This is a genomic window from Klebsiella aerogenes KCTC 2190 (assembly GCF_000215745.1).
Lineage (GTDB): Bacteria > Pseudomonadota > Gammaproteobacteria > Enterobacterales > Enterobacteriaceae > Klebsiella > Klebsiella aerogenes.
The window spans coordinates 2619370-2638448 of record NC_015663.1 but is presented as its reverse complement, the minus strand read 5'-3'; the positions used below and the strand labels follow the sequence as shown (position 1 = coordinate 2638448).

The following is a 19079-nucleotide window of genomic DNA, read 5'->3' as shown; positions in this document are numbered from 1 at the left end:
TTCTGCCTAATAGCGAATCGTTTTTAGAAGAAAAGCGGGATTAGATAGTTAAAAACAGGGATTAAAGAAATGGGTTCCCCCGGCTCGCGGTACTGGTAGCCCGGATCAGGCGCGGAGCGCCGCCATCCGGGGGGAAAGAAATACAGGTGTTAGCGGCCCGCCGCCAGCGCGGCGATATCCTGCGGCGTGGTGCGACAACAGCCGCCAATCAGCCTGGCGCCAGCCGCCAGCCACTGCGGCAAATAGGCCGCAAGCGTCGCGCAGGCTTCACCGTGATGATGCCAGGTCTTGGTCAGCGCATCATAGTGCTCGCCGGAGTTAGGATAGACCACCAGCGGCAGCGACGTCAGGCTGTGCAGATGCTGCAGCGCGGCGGTGGTATTTTCCAGCGCGATACAGTTAATCCCCAGCGCCAGCACCTGGGGATTATCGGCCAATACCGCAACAACCTCGCGCAGCGGCGTGCCGTCACTGAGATGTTCGGCGTCGCGCAGGGTCAACGAGAACCAGGCGCGGGCGCGCGGGTAGTCACGCAGCAGCGCCGCCAGGGCCGTGATTTCGGCAAACGACGGTAGCGTTTCACAGGCCAGCAGGTCCGCCCCGGCATCCAGCAGCGCTTCGACGCGCGGGCGGTGGAACGCCTGAAACACCTCCGCGCTGCGCTGATAATCGCCGCGATACTCAGAGCCATCCGCCAGATACGCGCCATACGGCCCGACCGACCCGGCCACCAGCAACGTTCCCGCCTGCGGGTTTTCCGCCAGATACGCCTCGCGGGCTTTACGCGCCAGCTCGACGCTTTTACCTATCAGCGCCTTCGACTGCGCCTCATCCAGCCCGCGGGCGGCAAAGCCTGCCGGCGTTGCCTGATAGCTGGCGGTGATCGCCACCTGTGCGCCAGCGCGGAAATAGTCGAGATGCACATCGCGGATCAGCTGCGGATTCTCCAGCAGTACCTTCGCCGACCATAAACTATCGGCCAGATTGCAGCCGCGCGCTTCCAGCTCCGTCGCCATCGCGCCATCCAGCAGCACGAACGGTTGCGTTTCAAGGATTGCGGTTAGCGGATTATTCTGCGGCATGTTGCGGCTCCTGAGTTAATTTCCGTGTACGAGTCAGATAGTAAGCACCATAACACAGCGCGACGAACGGGATCCCGCACCACAGCGCAATACTCTGGCTTGGGTCAAAGGCCAGCCCCACGCAGGCCACCAGGCAGAGGACAAACCCCAGCACCGGCACCAGCGGATACCACGGCGCGCGATAGTGCAGCTCGCTTAACGCTTTGCCCTGTTGCAGATGGCGGCGGCGGAAGACAAAATGCGATGCGCAGATGCTCAGCCATACCGCGACCACCGCAAAACCGGAAATCGCCGACAGCGCAACAAACACCGTATCCGGCGCGACTACGCTGGAAAACAACGCCAGCACGCCGCCCAGCATGCTTACCGACAGCGCGGTTAGCGGCACGCCGCGTTTATTCACTTTGGCAAAGCAGGCTGGCAACGTCTTCTCATTTGATAGCGACCACAGCATCCGTCCGGAGGCATACAGGCCGGAGTTGGCCGCCGACAAAATCGCGGTCAGGATCACGAAGTTAAAAATATCCGCCGCATAAGGAATGCCGACCTTTTCAAACACCAGTACGAACGGGCTTTTTTCCACCCCCGCCTGCTGCATCGGGATCAGCGCGGCGAGCACGAAAACGGTGCCAATAAAGAAAATAATCAGCCGGGCAATAGTGGTGCGGATCGCGACCGGAATCACCTGATGCGGGTTTTGCGTCTCGCCGGCGGCGATGCCGATAAGTTCGGTGCCCGAGAAAGCGAAGTTCACCGCCACCATAGTCATCAGGATCGGCAGGCCGCCATGAGGGAACCAGCCTTCGGCGGTGATGTTATGCAGCCCCGGGGCCGGTGAACCGTCGGTCAGAGGAATAAAGCCGAAGATGGCCGCGCCGCCGAGAATAATAAAAGCAAGGATGGTGATCACTTTGACCAGCGAGAACCAAAATTCGCCTTCGGCAAAGAAGCGGGTAGAGATAACATTCAGGGCGAAAATCACCGCGCAGAAAATCACGCACCAGACCCACACCGGCACCTGCGGGAACCAGTACTGCATACAGAATCCGGCGGCGGTAAAGCTCGAGCCGAGCGCCACGGTCCAGGTCAGCCAGTAGAGCCACGCCACGGTATAGCCGGTCGCCGGGCCGAGATAACGTGCGGCATACACGTGAAAGGCGCCGGTTTCCGGCATCGCCACCGACAGTTCGCCAAGACACTGCATCACCAGCCAGACCACCAGCGCGCCGATCAGATACGCCAGTAGCGTGCCCGCCGCGCCGGTGGTCGAGATAATATAGCCGGTATTGAAGAATAACCCTGTGCCAATGACGCCGCCCAGCGAGAGCATAATCAGGTGGCGCGTTTTCATGGTGCGCTTAAGTTGCCCACCTTGTTGTTGTGATGTTGTTTGCATATTGCCTTCTTTATGTATGGACGTCTAAACATCCAAATGAAGGTCATTTATACCGTGACGGCGGGGAAATTGCAAAACGGGGATGGGAAAAAAACAGGGCGAACAGGTGTTGGGGCCTGGGTTTAAAGCTGCTTGGGCTGCGGAGCCTCTCCTTTTTACCGCAACCGCAAGCAGCCTTCGGCTACACAGAGCACACCTCGTTCCAGTAGGCTTCGCGCGTCCAGCGCCGCTCAGTATGTTTTGTCATGGCGAAACCACCGGGTTTCCACGTTGCCGAGATCCACGCCATACAGGCTGGCGACCGGCAAGATCGCCTCCATCATCCGTTGACCATCTTGCTGCCCGGCTTCTCCGTTAGATAAAAAAGCCAGCCAGCCGGTAATCCGTTGCCACAGCGCTACTTTCATTTCTCCTCCATCGGTCGGGTTTGCGTTGTTGTTATTTCAACCACAATCGCCGACGGGCGGGAAATATCAATTCCGAATTTGTAATCCTGGAAGATGCATATTCGCCGCTGCGCTTCGGTGACTAACCCCTTCCTGTAAAAGCGATTTGATTAACGGCAATATCCCCATTTTTATTAAGAGATTTTGGTTATAGATAAGAATTTTTTCTTCTTTGCCGGACGAGGCGCTTTTGTGGGAGCGTGATAAACACAAAACAAAACAGGGATTCAGGGGAATGATGATGCATAAAACTTATACCAAAATCGCTTTTGCGCTGGGCGCGCTGCTGCTGACCGCCCAAGTTCAGGCCGACCAGTTAGCCGATATCAAAGCCGCCGGGGTGGTGAAGGTCGCCACCTTCGACGCTAACCCGCCGTTTGGTTCCGTGGATGCGAAAACCCATCAACTGGTGGGTTACGACGTCGATTTCGCGCAGGCGCTGGCGAAATCTCTTGGCGTCAAGCTTGAGCTGGTGGCCACTAACCCGGCTAACCGTATTCCGCTGCTGCAGTCCGGTAAGGCCGACCTGATCGTCGCCGATATCACCATTACCCCGGAGCGCACGCAGGTAATTGATTTCTCAACGCCCTACTTTGTAACCGGCCAGCAGTTCCTGGTTCCGTCTAAGTCGCCGGATAAACTGGATGACTACAGCAAAGCGCGCATCGGCGCGGTAAAAGGCACCACCGGCGAACAGGTGCTGCACCAGCGCTTCCCGCAGTCGCGGGTGCTCTCCTATGACGATATTCCATTGGCGCTGACCGCCCTGCGAAACGGCAACGTGCAGGCGATAACCCAGGACAGCACCATTCTCGCCGGGCTGCTGGCGGGCGCGCCGGATAAAGCCAACTTTAAAATTCTGCCGGATTTGCTGAGCAAAGAAGAGATTGGCGTCGGCGTGAAAAAAGGCGAACCGGCGCTGCTGAAAGCGGTAAACGACGAGCTGGTTAAGCTGGAAAAATCCGGCCAGGCGGCGAAAATCTACGACACCTGGTTTGGCCCTGGCACCGCCTCTCCGCAGCCGCGCGCCTTTACCATAGAAGCGAAATAACCCAGATGTTTTCCGCCTTATTTTCACGCTCCGCGGCTTCGGCTGCGGATTTCTCGCATCTGCAGCAGGCCAGTATTACTTTTCGCGACGTGGTTAAACGCTACGGCGATCATCAGGTACTAAACGGCGTTAATTTAACGGTCAATCCCGGCGAAGTGGTGGCGATCCTCGGGCCATCAGGATCGGGTAAATCAACGCTGATCCGCCTGATCAACCAGCTTGAATCCTTAAGCGGCGGCGAGATCCTCATCGATGGCAAACCGACCCGCCGCCTGACCGGCAGCGCGCTGCGCCAATTGCGCAGCCGGGTCGGTTTCGTTTTTCAACAGTTCAATCTCTACGCTCACCTGACGGTGCAGGAGAATATTACCCTCGCGCTGGAGCGCGTGCACGGCTGGCAACACGATGCCGCCCAAAAGCGGGCGCTGGAATTACTCACCCAGGTCGGTCTCACGGATAAAGCGCGGCAGATGCCCGCTCAGCTCTCCGGCGGCCAACAGCAGCGCGTCGCCATCGCCCGCGCCCTTGCCTCCTCGCCGCAAATCATCCTGTTTGATGAACCAACCTCGGCGCTGGATCCGGAGATGATCGGCGAAGTGCTGCAGGTGATGAAAGCCCTGGCCCACAGCGGTATCACCATGGTGGTGGTCACTCACGAGATGCAGTTTGCCCGCGAAATTGCCGATCGGGTGGTGTTTATCGACGGTGGCGAAATCCTCGAAACCGCGCCGCCGGCGGAATTTTTCGCCCGCCCGCAGCATGCCCGTACCCGCCGTTTTCTGCAGAAGGTGCTCGACCCGCTGCATCAGGAGAGCATTGAGTGATGGCGATTCTCGACTGGCATGGCGTACTTAGCGGCCAGCCGCTACAGTGGATAATCTCCGGCTTCCTGACCACCGTCTGGGTTAGCGTCGCTGGGATGCTGCTGGCCACCGCGCTGGCGGTGCTGCTGCTGGCCCTGCGTCTCGGCGGCGGACGCCCAGGCCGCTGGCTGGTGGCGGCGTGGGTATCGCTGTTTCGCAATACGCCGCTATTGGTCCAACTGCTGTTCTGGTACTTCGCCGCCTGGAACCTGCTGCCGCTGGCGGCGCGCGATTTTATCAACGACTCCCATAGCTGGTCGATTCTACCGGGCGACGTCTGGTGGCTGACGCCGGAATTTCTCTGCTCAATGTGGGGGCTCGGCGTATTTACCTCGGCATTTCTGGTGGAAGAGATTGCCGCCGGGTTGCGCGCCGTCAGCCACGGCCAGCGCGAAGCGGCGCTGTCGCAGGGATTTAGCCCGTGGGGGGAATTACGTTTTATTCTGCTGCCGCAGGGGCTGGCCAACGCCTGGCAGCCGATTGTCGGCCAGTACCTGAACCTGATGAAACTCTCTTCGCTGGCCAGCGGTATTGGTTTTGCCGAGCTCACCTACCAGGTACGGCAAATCGAGAGCTATAACGCCCATGCGCTGGAGGCCTTCGCTGTCGGCACCGCGCTGTATCTGGCGCTGGGTATCGTTATGGGACTGGCGCTGACGCGCTTCGGTCCAGGATATCGTCAGCCACGGAGCGCACAACATGAACGCTAACCTCGCGGTGATCGCCGACAACCTTGATTATCTACTGTGGGGACGGCTGGCGGAAGGCCAACCCGGCGGCGTGGCGCTCACCTTACTGATGGCCATCGGCGCGACCGCGCTGGCGCTACCGGGCGGTATTCTGCTGGCCTGCGCCGCCTGGCGCTACGGCGGAGCGGTCCGTCGTCTGCTGTTCCTGTGGGCGGAAATCATTCGCGGTATCCCGCTGATCTTCGTTATTTTCTGGCTGTGGTATCTGCTGCCGATGCTGACCGGCGGCGATCTACCGGGCGCAGTAACGGTCACCCTGGCGCTGGCGTGGTTCACCGCCGCCTCGGTGATGCACTCGGTGCTGGCGGGGCTGCGCGCCCTGCCCGGCGGCCAGCATGAAGCGGCGCTGACGCAGGGCTTCACTCCTGGCCAGACGCTACGCTTAATCCTGCTGCCGCAGGCGCTGCGCAACGTCCAGCCGTCGCTGGTCGGCATTTTTATCGGCCTGCTGAAGGACACCTCGCTGGCGTTTATCGTCAACGTGCCTGAACTCACTACCGTCGCCGGGCAGGTCAATAACCGGGTGCAAATCTACCCGCTGGCGATATTCGTCTTTACCGGTGCGGTTTACTATTTACTGTGCTGCGCCCTCAGCCAGCTGGCGAACCGCCGTTTTACCAGGCGTAGCGCTGACAGGCGCTTCGCAGCCGATTGAGAAACAGCCGGGCATTGGCGGTGAGCGCCGATTTTTGCGACCACACCGCGCAATACTGCGCCGCCGGGAGCGTGGATACCGGCAGCGTGACCAGCTTTTCGCCAAGCTGCAGCGGCTGGTTCATGGCGCGCGCGACGATGGTCAAATAATCGGATTCCAGTACCATCTGCAAACCGACAATGACCGAGTCGGTGCGCAGCGGGGTAATCGACACCTGGCGATAAAAGTGAATCAGCTCGTTTTGTAACTGCTGGTAGTAGCCCATCGGCGACTCCGGCAACAGCCAGCGGGCTTTACGCAGCGCCAGCAGATCGCTCTCTTGCGCCAGCGGATGCCCCTTGCGCGCGATGACACAGAACGGCGCGGTAAACAGCGGTTCCAGCATCACCCCTTCCGGCGGATGCATCGGGTCGACCGATCCGATCGCCAGGTCTATCTCTCCGCTGCGGACGCCCGGCAGCAGCGACGAAAGCTGCCCCTCTTTCACCGTCATCTGTACCTGCGGCAGCGCCTGCTTAAACCCTTCGGCCACTTGCGGAAATACCGTCAGGGCAATCAACGACGAAAAGCCGACCGTCAGCCGACCGTGGGTGACATGGTTAATCTGTTCCACCTCATCCGCCGCGCGCCGCAGCTCCTCCAGCACCCACTCCGCGCGCTGTAAGAAAGCGATTCCCGCTTCCGTCAGGGCGACGCCTTCTTTACTGCGCAGAAAAAGTTGCGTACCGAGGATTTGCTCCAGCTCACGTAATGTCCGGCTCAGCGCCGGCTGCGATTGCCCCAGTTCACGCGCCGCCGAGCGGATGCTGCCGCTACGCGCCACCTGCCGTAGCGCCTGCAGCTGGTTTAATTTGGGAAGATATTTCACCGTTCACCCCTATCAGAAAAAAGCATCACCTATAGAAAAATTATATCTTCCCGCCGCGCGGGTAAAGCCTGAGGATGCAGTAGGGGATTCCCCCACGACAACACATGCAACCATGAGACACCGGGCGGAAAAAAATGAAAAGTCAGTCTCAGATGATCTTCTTACTGTTTATCGGCTACGTGGTCGTTTATATCGACAAAACCGTCACCGGCTTCGCGCTGCTGCCTATCGAAAAGGAGTTCGGGCTCAACGCCGAACAACTGGGCTACATTACCGGCATCTTTTTTCTCGCCTATTCGCTGTTTCAGGTGCCGGCGGGCTGGCTTAACGATCGCATTGGCTACAAAACGATGCTGGTGCTGTCGCTGGCGGCGCTGGGGATATTCGCGCTGTGCTTTGGCCTGCTGGGAGCGAGCTTCGGCCTGCTGCTGCTGTTCCGCTTTCTGTCAGGCGTCGGCCATTCAGGCTATCCCTGCTCCTGCGCCAAGGCGGTGGTAAGCAACTTCACTCTGGAACAACGTACCTTCGCCCAATCGATATTGCTGTCGTCAGCGGGACTGGCGATGACCATTGGGCCGATTATCGCCGTTAACGCGCTGGCGCTGCTCGGCTGGCATCTGTCGTTCACCGTACTGGGGATCGTGGCCTGCGCCATCGCCCTGCTGATCGCCCTGCGCGTGCCGCGCCGGCAACCGACGGCGGTGGTCGCGAAACAGAGCGCCGCCGGCGCCGCCCTGTGGCGTAACCCCACGGTAATCCTGCTCTTTCTGGCTATCTTTTGCGTCAATATTCCCAGCTATGGCCTGATGGCCTGGCTACCGAAGTTTTTTGTTCAGAGTATGGGGATGTCGCTGTCTGCATCCGGCTACGTGGTGGCCGCGGGTGGTCTGGGGATCTGGATCTCATCGCTCGGTACCGGCTGGCTGGTGGGTAAATATTTTCTCAATCGCGAACCGCTGGTCATCGCGATTAGCGCGCTAATCAGCGCCGTGGCGATCTTCGCTATCTTCCATGCCCGGACGCCGCTGACCGCCAGCCTGCTGCTGTTTATCGGCGAAATTTTCCTGATGTCGACCTTCGTCACCGCCTTTACCCTGCCGATGAAGCGCCTGCCGGAAAATATGATGGGCTCGGCCATCGGTCTGATTAATACCGGCGGTACTCTCGGCGGCTTTGTCTCGCCGATCGTCATTGGCTATCTGGTGGAGAAAACCCACGGTTACGCCAGCGCTTTCCTGTTTCTTTCACTGGCGATGGTTTGCTCCGCGCTGGCGGTGCTGCCGCTCATGAAACGTAAAACCGTCGTCAGTCAGCCCGTTATTGATTGAAGGAGTCACTGATGCATCACGCCACTGAACAATTAATTTCCGCCGCGGCCGAGGAAGCGCTGCGCTGGCGTCGCCATATCCACGCCCATCCGGATCTGTCGTTTAACGAGAAGCCGACCGCCGATTACATCGCCCACGAGCTGGCGCTATTTTCCGGTCTCGAGATAAGCCGCCCGCTGGAAAATAGCGTGATTGCCGTACTGCGCGGCGCGCATCCGGGCCCGATGTGGGCGCTGCGGGCCGATATCGATGCCCTACCGCTCCAGGAAGAGAGCGGAGAAGCATTCTGCTCAACGAAGCCCGGCGTAATGCACGCCTGCGGTCACGACGCGCATACCGCGATGCTGATGGGGGCGGCGAAAGTCTTGTGCCAGCTTCGCGAACAGCTGCACGGCAGCATTAAATTCATCTTCCAGCCCGCGGAAGAGGTGCCGCCGGGCGGGGCGCGTGAGCTGGTTGAGCTTGGCGTGGTTGACGATGTCGAACATATTTTCGGCCTGCATGTTTTCCCCACCAGCCCGGTTGGCGTGATTACCCTGAAAGAGGGAGTGTACGTCGCTTCCAGCGATAACTTTGATATCACCATTCGCGGCAAAGGCGGCCACGGCTCGATGCCGCAGCACTGTATCGATCCGGTGACCATCGGCGCGGAAGTGGTCGGCGCGCTGCAGCAGATCGTCGCCCGCCATATCGATCCGGGCAACGCGCCGGTGCTGACTATCGCCACTTTTCAGGCCGGCGATAGCTATAACGTGATCCCCGACAGCGCGCGTCTGGCCGGGACGCTGCGTACCCATAACCAGCAGGTACGCGAGGCGGTGCCGCCGCTGATGGCGCGGATTATCGACGGCATCACCGCCGCCCACGGCGCCAGCTACGAAATCAAATGGCAGCAGGGCTATGCGGTGGGAAACAACCACGACGCCACCAATCATATCGCCCGCGAAGCTATAGCCCGCCACTTCCCGGCAGGCACGCTACAGCTGCAGGATAAGGCGCTATTCGGCAGCGAGGATTTCTCCTCCTATCAGGAGAAAATCCCCGGAACCTTCCTGTTTATCGGCTGCGGCAATGCGCAAAAAGGGGCGACGTGGAACGTGCACAACCCGCATTTTCGCATCGACGAAGATGCGCTGGCGGTCGGCATTAAGACCCATATCGCGCTGGTGAGTGAGTTGCTGAACGAGGAATAATTCAGACGATTGCCCGGCTATTTCACCGGGCAGTCATTGCTGATTTTAATAAATTTCTCGTTATAGATAATGTAGTGGTTGCCGGGCTTACGCAGCGACGGCTGGCGAACGACATCGCCGGGGCGCAGATACCAGGCGTCACCTTCCTCTTCCGTGGTGTCGCATCCCGGTTTTATCAGCAGCTTAAACCAGGTATTGCCGGTATTACTGACGCTCCCCGCCGCTTTATCGAACGCCCATTTAAACTGAACCTGCCGCGGGCGCACCACCAGAATGGTATCCATCACCACCACCGGCTCCATGCTGATCTGCCCGCCCGCCGGGGCGCGCATCACCAGGTTGCGGGTGGGAATTTCGCGAAACGAGACCCGATAGTAGCGTTCGCGGTTATCCTTCGGCCCGTGATAATAGAACTTAAAATATTCGCTTTCACCCGCCTGCAGCGTCAGCTGGCGCGGGGCGAACAGCAGTTCGCCGTCCGCCGGGCGGGCACGAACCTCATGACCGCCGGGCCGGTCGATACCCACCACCGACACCCGATATAGCCGCGCGCTTTTATTGTTGTTAATCACCCTTTTCGCCGCAAACTCAGCGTCAGAGGCCAGCGAAAAGGTCAGATTACCGACAGAAATCGCCTGCGCCAGCGGCGCGGCCAGCAGCCACAGGCTCGCCAGCGTCAGCTTAATTAATGTTACGCCACGTCGCCTGGACATGAATCTCTCCTGAAGCGCTGACCTCGCCAAACCAGCCGTTGTCGGTGATGGTGCGCAGCGAGATAGGATCGTCCATAGCAATCGAGAAGCGCACCGTTGTTTTATCCATCTGCCCCACCTCGCCGGAAATATCAGTCCACGGCGTGGTCAGCCATAGCGCATCGGTCATGTCGTGCCAGCTATCGTCGCAGCCGGCGTCGTAACTTTTCGTCGCCCCGCTTTGGGTAATGAAAGAGAGCGACGCCGGGAAAGGCACCTGCGCGGTACCGTCCGCCGAGCTGAACAGGCAATACGAGCGGCCGCTAATCGCCTGTGACGGACCGGTCACTTTAATCAACACCTCATCGGCGGCGGTTTTGCCGCTGGTGGTGACGATGTAGCCGAAATCCAGCGCCGGTTCGCCGCTGCCGACGTAGCCCTCACGTGACGGCGCCGAAGTGTACTCATCGGAGATAATGCTGATGCTGAAATCACGCGGTTTGATAATTAACGTATTCGAAGTAGAAAACTCATACCAACCTGACTCTGGTGAAGTCGTATTCTGAAAGCGGAAGTTAAACAAATCTTTAGTGTTAATGTCGCTTATACCCAACGCCACCATCTGCTTAAAGAAGTTGCTCGAGAAAAAGACGTAGATCGCCTCCGAACTCTTCATTTCGTTGAACGTGTAGTAATAAGCCGTATTGCTCACCGGTTTCCACGAGCTGCCGTTGAGACTGAACTGCATATCGTACGCCCCGACGGCCGATGCCAGCGATGAGTTAGCGATTGCCGGGAAGATATGTATCGAGGTATTGCTCAAGCCATTGGTTTGCAAATTATAGTTGACCATTTTGCAGCTTAAACCCGCACGGCTACCAATAGTCTGCGTCTGGCAATCGGCATTGCCTTCGCCCAGCGTCGGTACGCCATCGCTGTTAATAAATACTTCTGCCAGAGAGTGGGTGTTGATGAGCCTGAGATTCGCCGCTTTGGTGTGAGTAACGTTACGGACGTACCAGTTACCTGATGCCTGATCTTTACAGCGCTGGCCGAGGCTTGCATCGTAAGCCACGGATGTCTGACAGGCATTAATGGTCATCGTAAAGCTACCGCCAACCGGCATCTGTTGTAGATACTGATAGAAAGCATCAGACATCATGCCGTGCATCCACTTAGCGCCGCCGCTGGTTACCGTCGCGCCATAAAAACCGCTAGCGTCGGTAGTCTGCGGCTGAATCAGGCTGGTCGCCATATCGCAGCCGCCATACCAGTTAATACAGCGTAGCCCCAGCAGCGGATGGGATACCGGGGAATTTTCCAGCCACATGTCGAACTTCCAGTTTGCATTGAGCCCGGTGTTATAGCCATTATCGATATAACCCAGGCTCTGCTGATAAATCGTGCCTGATCCGTTGTATTTTAAACCCGTCCAGCGGTTTGCACCGGTCATACGCGGATCCAACGCGCCGCCAGGGGTGACGAAGAAGTTATCATCAGAGTTGTTTTCAACGAAGACGAATTCGCGCGCTGGCGCATCGCTCCAGGTGGTTTTCGAGATCGCGGCATAAGTTTGCGATATCGACAGTTCCGCGAGCATCGCTACCATCAGAGCTAGCCACTTAGCTTTCATTACCTTCTCCTGTCTGCTGCACCGCCGCCCATGAAGAGAGACCGCTGCATACTACGTCCCCTACCCACACCGCACCGCGCGCCTGGCTGAGCTCCAGCGCCACTTCACAGGTTTTATTTCCGCCGTAGCTAAAATCAATGGTGGGATATTTTTTATCGACATCCATGACAAATTCACCGTTCTCATCGGTGCGGGTGCGCCCGATATGGTTATTAATGCGCGCGTTCGCCAGCAGCGTGCCGTCTTCGGCGCGGATGCGCCCGGAGACGGTGACCATTTGCTTCACTTCCGGCTCGATCACCGCCACGTTACCGGGATAAAGCGTCAGGTGACTCTTACGACCGCTGACAATGTCGTAGCTGTCGATCGAGTTTTTACTGTTCTGCAGTTCGACTTCATAGCGGCTGTACGGCGACAACGGCAGGTAGTTGCGTTTACCGCTGAGCTGCACGATGCGCCCGTTAACCTTAGCGCTGAGCTTGCCGTCGTCTTCCAGCCCGGTATTGAAGATCACTCCGGCGTTGCCGTCGGTTCGCCCGCTGGCGGCGATATTTTTCCCCTGCCAGCCGACGCTGCCGCTGGCGGTCAGGTTGGTGTTCACGTAGCCGTCGGCGCCGCTGTTGACGTTCAGCGTACCGTTGGTATAACGCGTTTCGAACTGCGTATAAGCGCCGCCGCTTAAGGTTTTGTCGTCGCCGGTATCGCCGGAAATCGCCCGCGAAATATTGGCGCCGACGGTTCGAATCGCCCCTTCATTAAACTGCTTACGCGCCGAAATGTTGGCCATGGTATAGCCATTCTGATGGGTCATCCCGGCGCTGAACCAGTTGCCCAGCGGCAGCGATAAATCGAGGGCGATATATTTCCCGGTGTTGGCGTTGCTATCGCCGTTGTTATAGCGCTGTAAGCCCGCGCGCAGGCCTAGCGAGCCAAAAGAGCCGCTATAAATCGTCTGGTAATAATCCGCCGTGTAGTAATGGCTGTTGTAACGGCGGTCATCGTTGTAGCTGATGCTGAAAGTGCCTAGTTTTGACCACAGGGCGTTCAGGTTCAGCGTGCCGCCGATCGCCCGGTTGTCGGCATCGCTGCGGCGCAGCTTATCGCCGATAACGGTCTTTTCCTGGTTAATCCACAGCGAGCTAAAGCCGCCGGGTAAGGTGGCGCTGACGCTGCCAATGCTGCTCCAGGAGCTGTCGCTGGCCAGCATGTTTTGCAGGTTGATATTCACCGCCTCGGTCAGCGGCAGCGTGATGCGCGTTTCGCCGACGGCATTGTTATCGTAACCGTAGCCGGTGGCCGCCCAACTGAGCGTACTCAGCGATCCGGAAGCCGACGCCCCCGCCAGCCAGCTCTCTTTCGCCGGCTGCGTCTTTTTACCGCTTTCCGACCAGCGGTCCATATGGAAACTGCCGCCCCAGATTTGCCAGGCCAGCGGCGCGCCCGCGCCGCGTCCGCGAGTAAACAGCTTGTTGACGCGTTGGGTGCGTTTGCTGACCACTCTTCCGTTGACGATAACTTCGACGTTAACGTCGTAAATACCGTAAGGCAGGCCTCGGGTATCAACTTCATGATTCCCCATAACGAAGTTCTGCACGCTTAACAGGCGTCCGTCACGCATCAGGTGGACCTCGCCTGCCGCCGGTAAGAATGCCACCACCGGCGTCGCCGACTGGCTGTTATCAAATACCGTCGAACTGGCCTGGTTGCCCCACGACGCGCCGTAGATTTTACCGGCCGAAATCGCGGTCATCGGCCCCAGCGATTGTAAGTTCCAGGTATCCAGCATTCCGCCGGCAAAACGGTGCCCGGCGAAGTCGCGCTCGTACATCGCTTTATACAGTTCGTTGTCCTGGTGGCTGGTGCCGATGCCGTACAGCGAGCCGTCGAGCACCACGTGATGCTCGCGCAGCGCGCTAACGCTATTGAGTGACAGATAGCTGGAGGTATTACTGCCACCGCTACGCATCTGGTTGTTGTAGACCCCGAGGTTGTAGGTAAGGTTATTACTGAAAGTTTTAACGCTCGACTGGCCAATATCCTCGCTGCGCGACCGCAGCACGGTTCCCAGCGCCTCACGTTTCACCACCAGTTGTAGCAGCAACTGGCGCAGACTAAGTTGCAGCTGCGCGGCATCGGTTAAGGGGATCTTCAGCGCGTCGTTGAAAGCCTCATTGGATAAATGTCTGAGCTGTTGACGTGTCTCGTCGCTGACGCGAGCGTTGTCATCGCCCTCTTCAAGGGTGATTTGCCGAACCCGCAGCACGTCGCCATCAAGCCAGATATACGCGGCGCCGATACGCTGATCGTTCTGATTATCGCGGCTGCCTTCAAGATGAATAAACAGAGGAATGCTCATGCCGTCCTGCAAAGCCTGGTTGAAAGCCTGCGGGATAATCACGCCGCCGATTTGCTGCACGCGCTCGGCGGCCAGGCTGTCGCTATATGGCGCCAGCAAAAGAACCATGCCGGAGGCAAGCAGCGCGTTCAGTCCAGGGGTGATCCGTCGTAAAGGCATAGTCTTAATCCATCAGCACACATGTCTATTTCACGGGAACAAACTGCTCGCCCTGCCAGAGCGCGACCCGTCCTTTTTTGTCAGCAATATTGACGCGCGTGAAGCGACGCGATTTCCCCGGCATCAGGTAGTAATTTTCTTTGCACTCTTTGCCATCGGCGATTTTCAGACACGGGCCGTAGGCGATGATGCGCAGGGTGGCGTTACCGGTATTGGTCAGCGTGTCGCCGGCAAACTGGTAGCGAAAATTAGCCTGACGCGGCGCCACCACCAGAATGGTGCCGATGCGGGCAGAAGCGGTGGCCACCGCGCTGCGCTGGGAGCCATTGCGCTGGGCATCGCTTAAGGCCTGATCGAACCAGACAATGCGGTAGTAGCGCTCTTTATCATCCGCCGGGCCTTTGTAGAAAAAGCGCACCACTTCACTGGCCTTTGCGGGCAATAACAAACTGGCGGGGGTCAACAGGACTTCATCCTGTTTATCCATCGGGATCACTTTGCCGCCATCCAGCGGTGAAGAGAGACGTTCCAGATGAATGTTGATTAAGCGGCCGCTGTCGGTGGTATTTTTAATCTCTTTACTCAGCGTGCTGCTGCCGCTGTTCATAAAGGAAGAGATATCGCCGACATCCAGCGCCAGCGCGGGATTCGCCAATCCCAGCAGCAGGCCAATGGCCAGAAGATGTTTTTTCATAAGCGTTCAGTCCATGAAGAGGCAGGGGGATCTCCCCTGCCCGGTGCTACGAGAAAATCAGCTGGTCCAGGTTGCGTCGAACTGCACGCTCACGTCACCGCTCCAGATCCCTTCCGGCAGCGTGCTGTAATCGGTTACCGCGGTGGTGCCGTCGGTGGTACCGCTGATGATGGAGAAGTTAAAGCCGTCCTGCGCGGTGGTGCGGCCTGCGGTGTTGTAGCCGTTAGACAGCGCGCTGAGGTTGCCGCCCAGTACGCCGTTAGCGGTGTCGATCATGATGGTGTCAGCACTCTTTTCTACCGCGGCGCCGTTATAATCCACGCCCACGCTCAGCGTTGAGCCGGAGGTATCCAGCTGAGTCAGAGTGTTAGTGATAAGACGTGAAGTCAGTTTGAAGGCAGTCGCCGTGGTATCGCCTTCAACCGCAACATCAAACAGACCTTTTTGTGAGTTAAAGCCTTTAATCCCTTCGGCATACTGGAAAGCCAGGCTGCCAAGCGGGGTAACAACCAGTTTGCTGGAAGTGTCTTTTTTCGCGGTTGCAGACCAGGTAGCAACGGCCTGAGCAGTGACATCAGCAGCCTGAGCAACACCCATTCCAGCAAACGCCGTTACCAGAGCAATAGCAATAACCTTTTTTTTCATAGCTTTTTCATCCTGAGTTTAATTAAGGACAAGTCGTCCCGGTGTACCACTAAATAAACGTTACATAACTAATTTATAAATTTTTGAATACAGCTTGGCCTCAGCATTTCGCCGATGGGTATAAATAGTTTTCACACTGCAATTTTCAATTCTGGCGATAGATTTCGGATGCATTCCCTGGGCCGTCATTCTGATCACCGTCATTTCCCGGTCAGTAATTTTTTCTTTCTTAATATCTTTACGCAGAAACCGACCATTAATTACATAGGCCAGATCTTTTCTTATATCGCGCGCGAGGTCGACATACACCACGCCGCGAATATCACCGTTGTAATACCAATAATTGGCTAACGCTTCTGACTTTCTCGCGGCAATCAGAATGATTTGTTTGCCCTTGGCCTTGGCTAACCAGTCGTTGTCATAGCGAATAAAGTAATTTAATGCATTGGTACTCAGATTGATAAACAAAAAGTCCTTACATATTTTATCCAGTGACAAATAAATAAGTTCTTCGATATCTAAGATGAGTTCCGACAAGCCTTTTAAAAAATAAGTATCATGTGCTGGCCAAATACACTTATCAAGGGAGCATTGATCGTCCATATACTGTTTATCCTCTTCATCCTGGAATACTACCTTTCACCCCATCGCCGATAGCCAGGCCTGCAGAGATTAAACCTGCAAATTACCCCTGTTTAAATTGGTTATAATAAAACACCAGCGGCATTATTTAATCATTAATAATGTCGAAATTATTTATCGATTTATATTTTTTGTTGGATTCAAATTTAGGTTTTTTCTGATTAAGTGTCAACAAGCAGGATGTGAAGCTAATTCTCATTTATGTCAATTTTTTGCTTTTTGCAGAAATCCTATTTTTTGCTCAAAAACAAAAAACATTTAATTTCATGTGGTTATTGATCGAAAATTCCTACAATCCGAATCGATTATTATATCACCCAGGATCATAACCCTAATTCATTAGGAATATTCTTAATGGATGAGATAAATGACGTTGCGAAAAATCTTAATAACACATAAAAGTAAGAAGTTAATACCGCAAAACAGCCATTTACAAGACGATCCGCCCAATAATAAGCTGCGTGAATGGTTTTAAGCACCGCACAAAATGCCTAAACATAAACATAAAAACCGCTTGCAGAGGACTATTAATCCCATGAAAGAATGATATCTAAGAGAATGAGATTAGTTCTCATATTTCTTTCTTATTTGCTCTCATTTTCATTAGTGTAGACCATCACGCTATGATTGCCGCTGGCATGTTTCTTTTACCTTGCAGGTAAGCGTTTCATCACGCTTTCATTATTTTTTCGCCTTACCGTCATCGAAAGTTCACACAAAACGCGATTAATAGTGACCAGTTTATGACGAACCAGGACACTCTTATGAACAGCTCTCTTGCCGCGGTGGCGGAAACCGAATTTTCGCTAACTACGCCCATCGCCCCAACCCGGCAGCGGAAAGTCTTAAGCGTGCGCAACCTGAGTAAATCTTACAATGCGCAGCAAACCGTTCTCGATAACATCAGCTTTGACCTCCATGCCGGCGAGCTGGTGGGCGTGATTGGCCGCTCGGGAGCCGGGAAATCCACCCTGCTGCATGTCCTGAACGGTACTCACAGCGCCACCGGCGGTGAAATACTCAGCTTTCCGGAAGTCGGTATGCCCCATGATGTTTCACGCCTGAAAGGACGCGCGCTCAATGCCTGGCGCAGCGAATGCGGCATGATTTTCCAGGACTTCTGCCTTGTGCCGCGCCTTGATGTGCTGACTAACGTACTGCTCGGCCGCCTGAGTCAAACCTCAACCCTGAAGTCGCTGTTTAAGGTTTTCCCCGACGCCGACCGGGCACGCGCGATTTCCCTTCTCGAGTGGATGAATATGTTGCCGCACGCCTTGCAGCGGGCGGAAAACCTCTCCGGCGGCCAGATGCAGCGCGTAGCGATTTGCCGCGCGCTGATGCAAAACCCCGGGATCCTGCTGGCGGATGAACCCGTCGCCTCGCTCGATCCCAAAAACACCCAGCGCATCATGAATGTACTGCGGGAAATCAGCGACCAGGGGATTAGCGTGATGGTCAACCTGCATTCGGTCGAACTGGTCAAAGAGTACTGCACCCGGGTCATTGGCGTCGCCAAAGGCCGCATCATTTTCGACGATCATCCGGCACAGCTAACTCAGGATGTCCTGCATCGGTTGTACGGCGATGAAATTAGCCAATTGCATTAATTTCCTTTAGTTAAAAACACACAGGCAAAATAATGAACAAACACATTAATGGCGCAGTTCGTTTATCCGCAGCAATCGCAGCTCTGTTACTGACGTGGCAAGCGAGCGCCGCTGAACAGCCGAAGGAATTAAATCTGGGGATCCTCGGCGGTCAAAACGCCACGCAGCAAATTGGCGATAACCAGTGCGTGAAACAGTTTCTTGATAAAGAGCTGAAGGTCGATACCAAATTACGTAACTCATCCGATTATTCTGGCGTCATTCAGGGACTGCTGGGCGGGAAAGTCGATGTCGTATTAAGTATGTCGCCTTCTTCTTATGCCTCGGTCTATATCAATAACCCGAAAGCCGTCGATATTGTCGGTATCGCCGTTGACGATAAAGATCAATCCCGCGGCTACCACTCGGTGGTCATCGTCAAAGCTGACAGCCCGTATAAAACGCTGGACGATTTAAAAGGCAAAGCTTTTGGCTTCGCCGACCCGGATTCCACTTCCGGTTATTTAATTCCAAACCACGCCTTTAAACAGAAATTCGGCGGCGACGCGGATAACAAATACAATAACTTCTTCTCCAGCGTGACCTTCTCCGGCGGCCACGAACAGGACATTCTCGGCGTGCTGAACGGCCAGTTTGCCGGCGCGGTCACCTGGACCTCGATGGTCGGCGACTACAACAGCGGCTACAGCGTGGGCGCTTTCAATCGCCTGATTCGCATGGATCATCCGGATCTGATGAAGCAAATCCGGATTATCTGGCAATCGCCGCTGATCCCGAACGGCCCGATCCTCGTGAGCAATGCGCTGCCAGCGGACTTCAAAGCCAAAGTCGTCACCGCGCTTAAAAAACTGGATACCGACGATCACGCCTGTTTCGTGAAAGCGATGGGCGGTACTCAGCACATCGGCCCGGGCAGCGTGGCCGATTTCCAGCAGATCATCGATATGAAACGCGAGCTGGTTAGCGCGCGTTAATCCCGCACCGATGCCGCCGTCCGCGACGCAATGCGGACGGCGGCGC

General features: G+C 56.3%; 18 protein-coding genes. 8 read left to right on the top strand and 10 right to left on the bottom strand.

The features are described 5' to 3' along the window. Positions 1-149: 149 nt before the first annotated feature. The 3 genes from mmuM to EAE_RS25020 all read right to left on the bottom strand — a co-directional run bounded on the left by mmuM (position 150) and on the right by EAE_RS25020 (position 2885). On the bottom strand, positions 150-1082 hold the full coding sequence (gene mmuM, locus EAE_RS12510; RefSeq protein WP_015704530.1) for a homocysteine S-methyltransferase: 933 nt from the start codon (positions 1080-1082) through the stop codon (positions 150-152). Continuing rightward, a complete protein-coding gene (gene mmuP / locus EAE_RS12505) occupies positions 1069-2478 on the bottom strand; it encodes an S-methylmethionine permease (protein WP_015704529.1) in 1410 nt (469 codons plus the stop codon). The genes mmuM and mmuP overlap by 14 nt, the downstream gene beginning before the upstream one ends. A 230-nt stretch (positions 2479-2708) precedes the next feature. Then, positions 2709-2885, bottom strand: coding sequence for a hypothetical protein (locus tag EAE_RS25020; protein ID WP_015368101.1), 177 nt, complete (start codon positions 2883-2885; stop codon positions 2709-2711). A gap of 280 nt (positions 2886-3165) precedes the next feature. Between EAE_RS25020 and EAE_RS12500 the strand changes: the two genes are divergently transcribed. The 4 genes from EAE_RS12500 to EAE_RS12485 are packed head-to-tail and all read left to right on the top strand — an operon-like array spanning position 3166 to position 6242. Then, a complete protein-coding gene (locus EAE_RS12500) occupies positions 3166-3975 on the top strand; it encodes an ABC transporter substrate-binding protein (protein WP_395224538.1) in 810 nt (269 codons plus the stop codon). Positions 3976-3980: 5 nt separating this feature from the next. After that, the gene (locus EAE_RS12495; RefSeq protein ID WP_015704527.1) at positions 3981-4799 is read left to right on the top strand and encodes an amino acid ABC transporter ATP-binding protein; all 819 of its coding nucleotides are present in this window, start codon (positions 3981-3983) and stop codon (positions 4797-4799) included. Beyond that, complete coding sequence (locus tag EAE_RS12490; RefSeq protein WP_026612388.1) at positions 4796-5548, top strand: amino acid ABC transporter permease; 753 nt, start codon at positions 4796-4798, stop codon at positions 5546-5548. Before EAE_RS12495 ends, EAE_RS12490 begins: the two co-directional genes overlap by 4 nt. Next, positions 5538-6242, top strand: a complete 705-nt coding sequence (locus EAE_RS12485) for an amino acid ABC transporter permease (protein ID WP_015704525.1) — start codon at positions 5538-5540, stop codon at positions 6240-6242. Before EAE_RS12490 ends, EAE_RS12485 begins: the two co-directional genes overlap by 11 nt. On the opposite strand, the gene EAE_RS12480 is transcribed toward EAE_RS12485, so the two are convergent. Continuing rightward, a complete protein-coding gene (locus EAE_RS12480) occupies positions 6202-7110 on the bottom strand; it encodes a LysR substrate-binding domain-containing protein (RefSeq protein WP_015704524.1) in 909 nt (302 codons plus the stop codon). The two genes, EAE_RS12485 and EAE_RS12480, sit on opposite strands and share 41 nt — an antisense overlap. Positions 7111-7244: 134 nt before the next feature. Between EAE_RS12480 and EAE_RS12475 the strand changes: the two genes are divergently transcribed. Together EAE_RS12475 and EAE_RS12470 are read left to right on the top strand one after the other, a co-directional pair. Further along, on the top strand, positions 7245-8438 hold the full coding sequence (locus tag EAE_RS12475; RefSeq protein WP_015368095.1) for an MFS transporter: 1194 nt from the start codon (positions 7245-7247) through the stop codon (positions 8436-8438). A gap of 11 nt (positions 8439-8449) precedes the next feature. Continuing rightward, positions 8450-9631, top strand: a complete 1182-nt coding sequence (locus EAE_RS12470; RefSeq protein ID WP_015704523.1) for an amidohydrolase — start codon at positions 8450-8452, stop codon at positions 9629-9631. A 17-nt stretch (positions 9632-9648) separates the two neighbouring features. Here the strand turns inward: EAE_RS12470 and EAE_RS12465 are convergent, their stop codons facing one another. From EAE_RS12465 to ecpR, 6 genes are read right to left on the bottom strand one after another with little or no spacing between them, the layout of a single operon-like run. Beyond that, positions 9649-10344 carry a fimbrial biogenesis chaperone gene (locus EAE_RS12465; protein ID WP_015704522.1) on the bottom strand — a complete coding sequence of 232 codons (696 nt, stop codon included), beginning with the start codon at positions 10342-10344 and terminating at the stop codon, positions 9649-9651. Beyond that, positions 10313-11932, bottom strand: coding sequence for a fimbrial adhesin EcpD (ecpD, locus tag EAE_RS12460; RefSeq protein WP_047079437.1), 1620 nt, complete (start codon positions 11930-11932; stop codon positions 10313-10315). The genes EAE_RS12465 and ecpD overlap by 32 nt, the downstream gene beginning before the upstream one ends. Positions 11933-11945: 13 nt before the next feature. Continuing rightward, positions 11946-14471, bottom strand: a complete 2526-nt coding sequence (locus tag EAE_RS12455) for a fimbrial biogenesis outer membrane usher protein (protein ID WP_015704520.1) — start codon at positions 14469-14471, stop codon at positions 11946-11948. A gap of 25 nt (positions 14472-14496) precedes the next feature. Continuing rightward, positions 14497-15165 (bottom strand): EcpB family pilus assembly chaperone, encoded by a 669-nt coding sequence (locus EAE_RS12450; protein ID WP_015368090.1) that lies wholly within the window; start codon positions 15163-15165, stop codon positions 14497-14499. Between the two features lie 57 nt (positions 15166-15222). Next, positions 15223-15810 (bottom strand): common pilus major fimbrillin subunit EcpA, encoded by a 588-nt coding sequence (gene ecpA / locus EAE_RS12445; RefSeq protein WP_015704519.1) that lies wholly within the window; start codon positions 15808-15810, stop codon positions 15223-15225. Between the two features lie 60 nt (positions 15811-15870). Further along, positions 15871-16413, bottom strand: coding sequence for an ECP biosynthesis operon DNA-binding transcriptional regulator EcpR (gene ecpR / locus EAE_RS12440; protein ID WP_015704518.1), 543 nt, complete (start codon positions 16411-16413; stop codon positions 15871-15873). 803 nt (positions 16414-17216) lie between these two features. Between ecpR and phnC the strand changes: the two genes are divergently transcribed. Together phnC and phnD are read left to right on the top strand one after the other, a co-directional pair. Continuing rightward, a complete protein-coding gene (gene phnC, locus EAE_RS12435; protein ID WP_015704517.1) occupies positions 17217-18059 on the top strand; it encodes a phosphonate ABC transporter ATP-binding protein in 843 nt (280 codons plus the stop codon). Positions 18060-18091: 32 nt separating this feature from the next. Continuing rightward, complete coding sequence (gene phnD / locus EAE_RS12430) at positions 18092-19033, top strand: phosphonate ABC transporter substrate-binding protein (RefSeq protein WP_015368085.1); 942 nt, start codon at positions 18092-18094, stop codon at positions 19031-19033. The last annotated feature ends 46 nt before the right edge of the window (positions 19034-19079 follow it).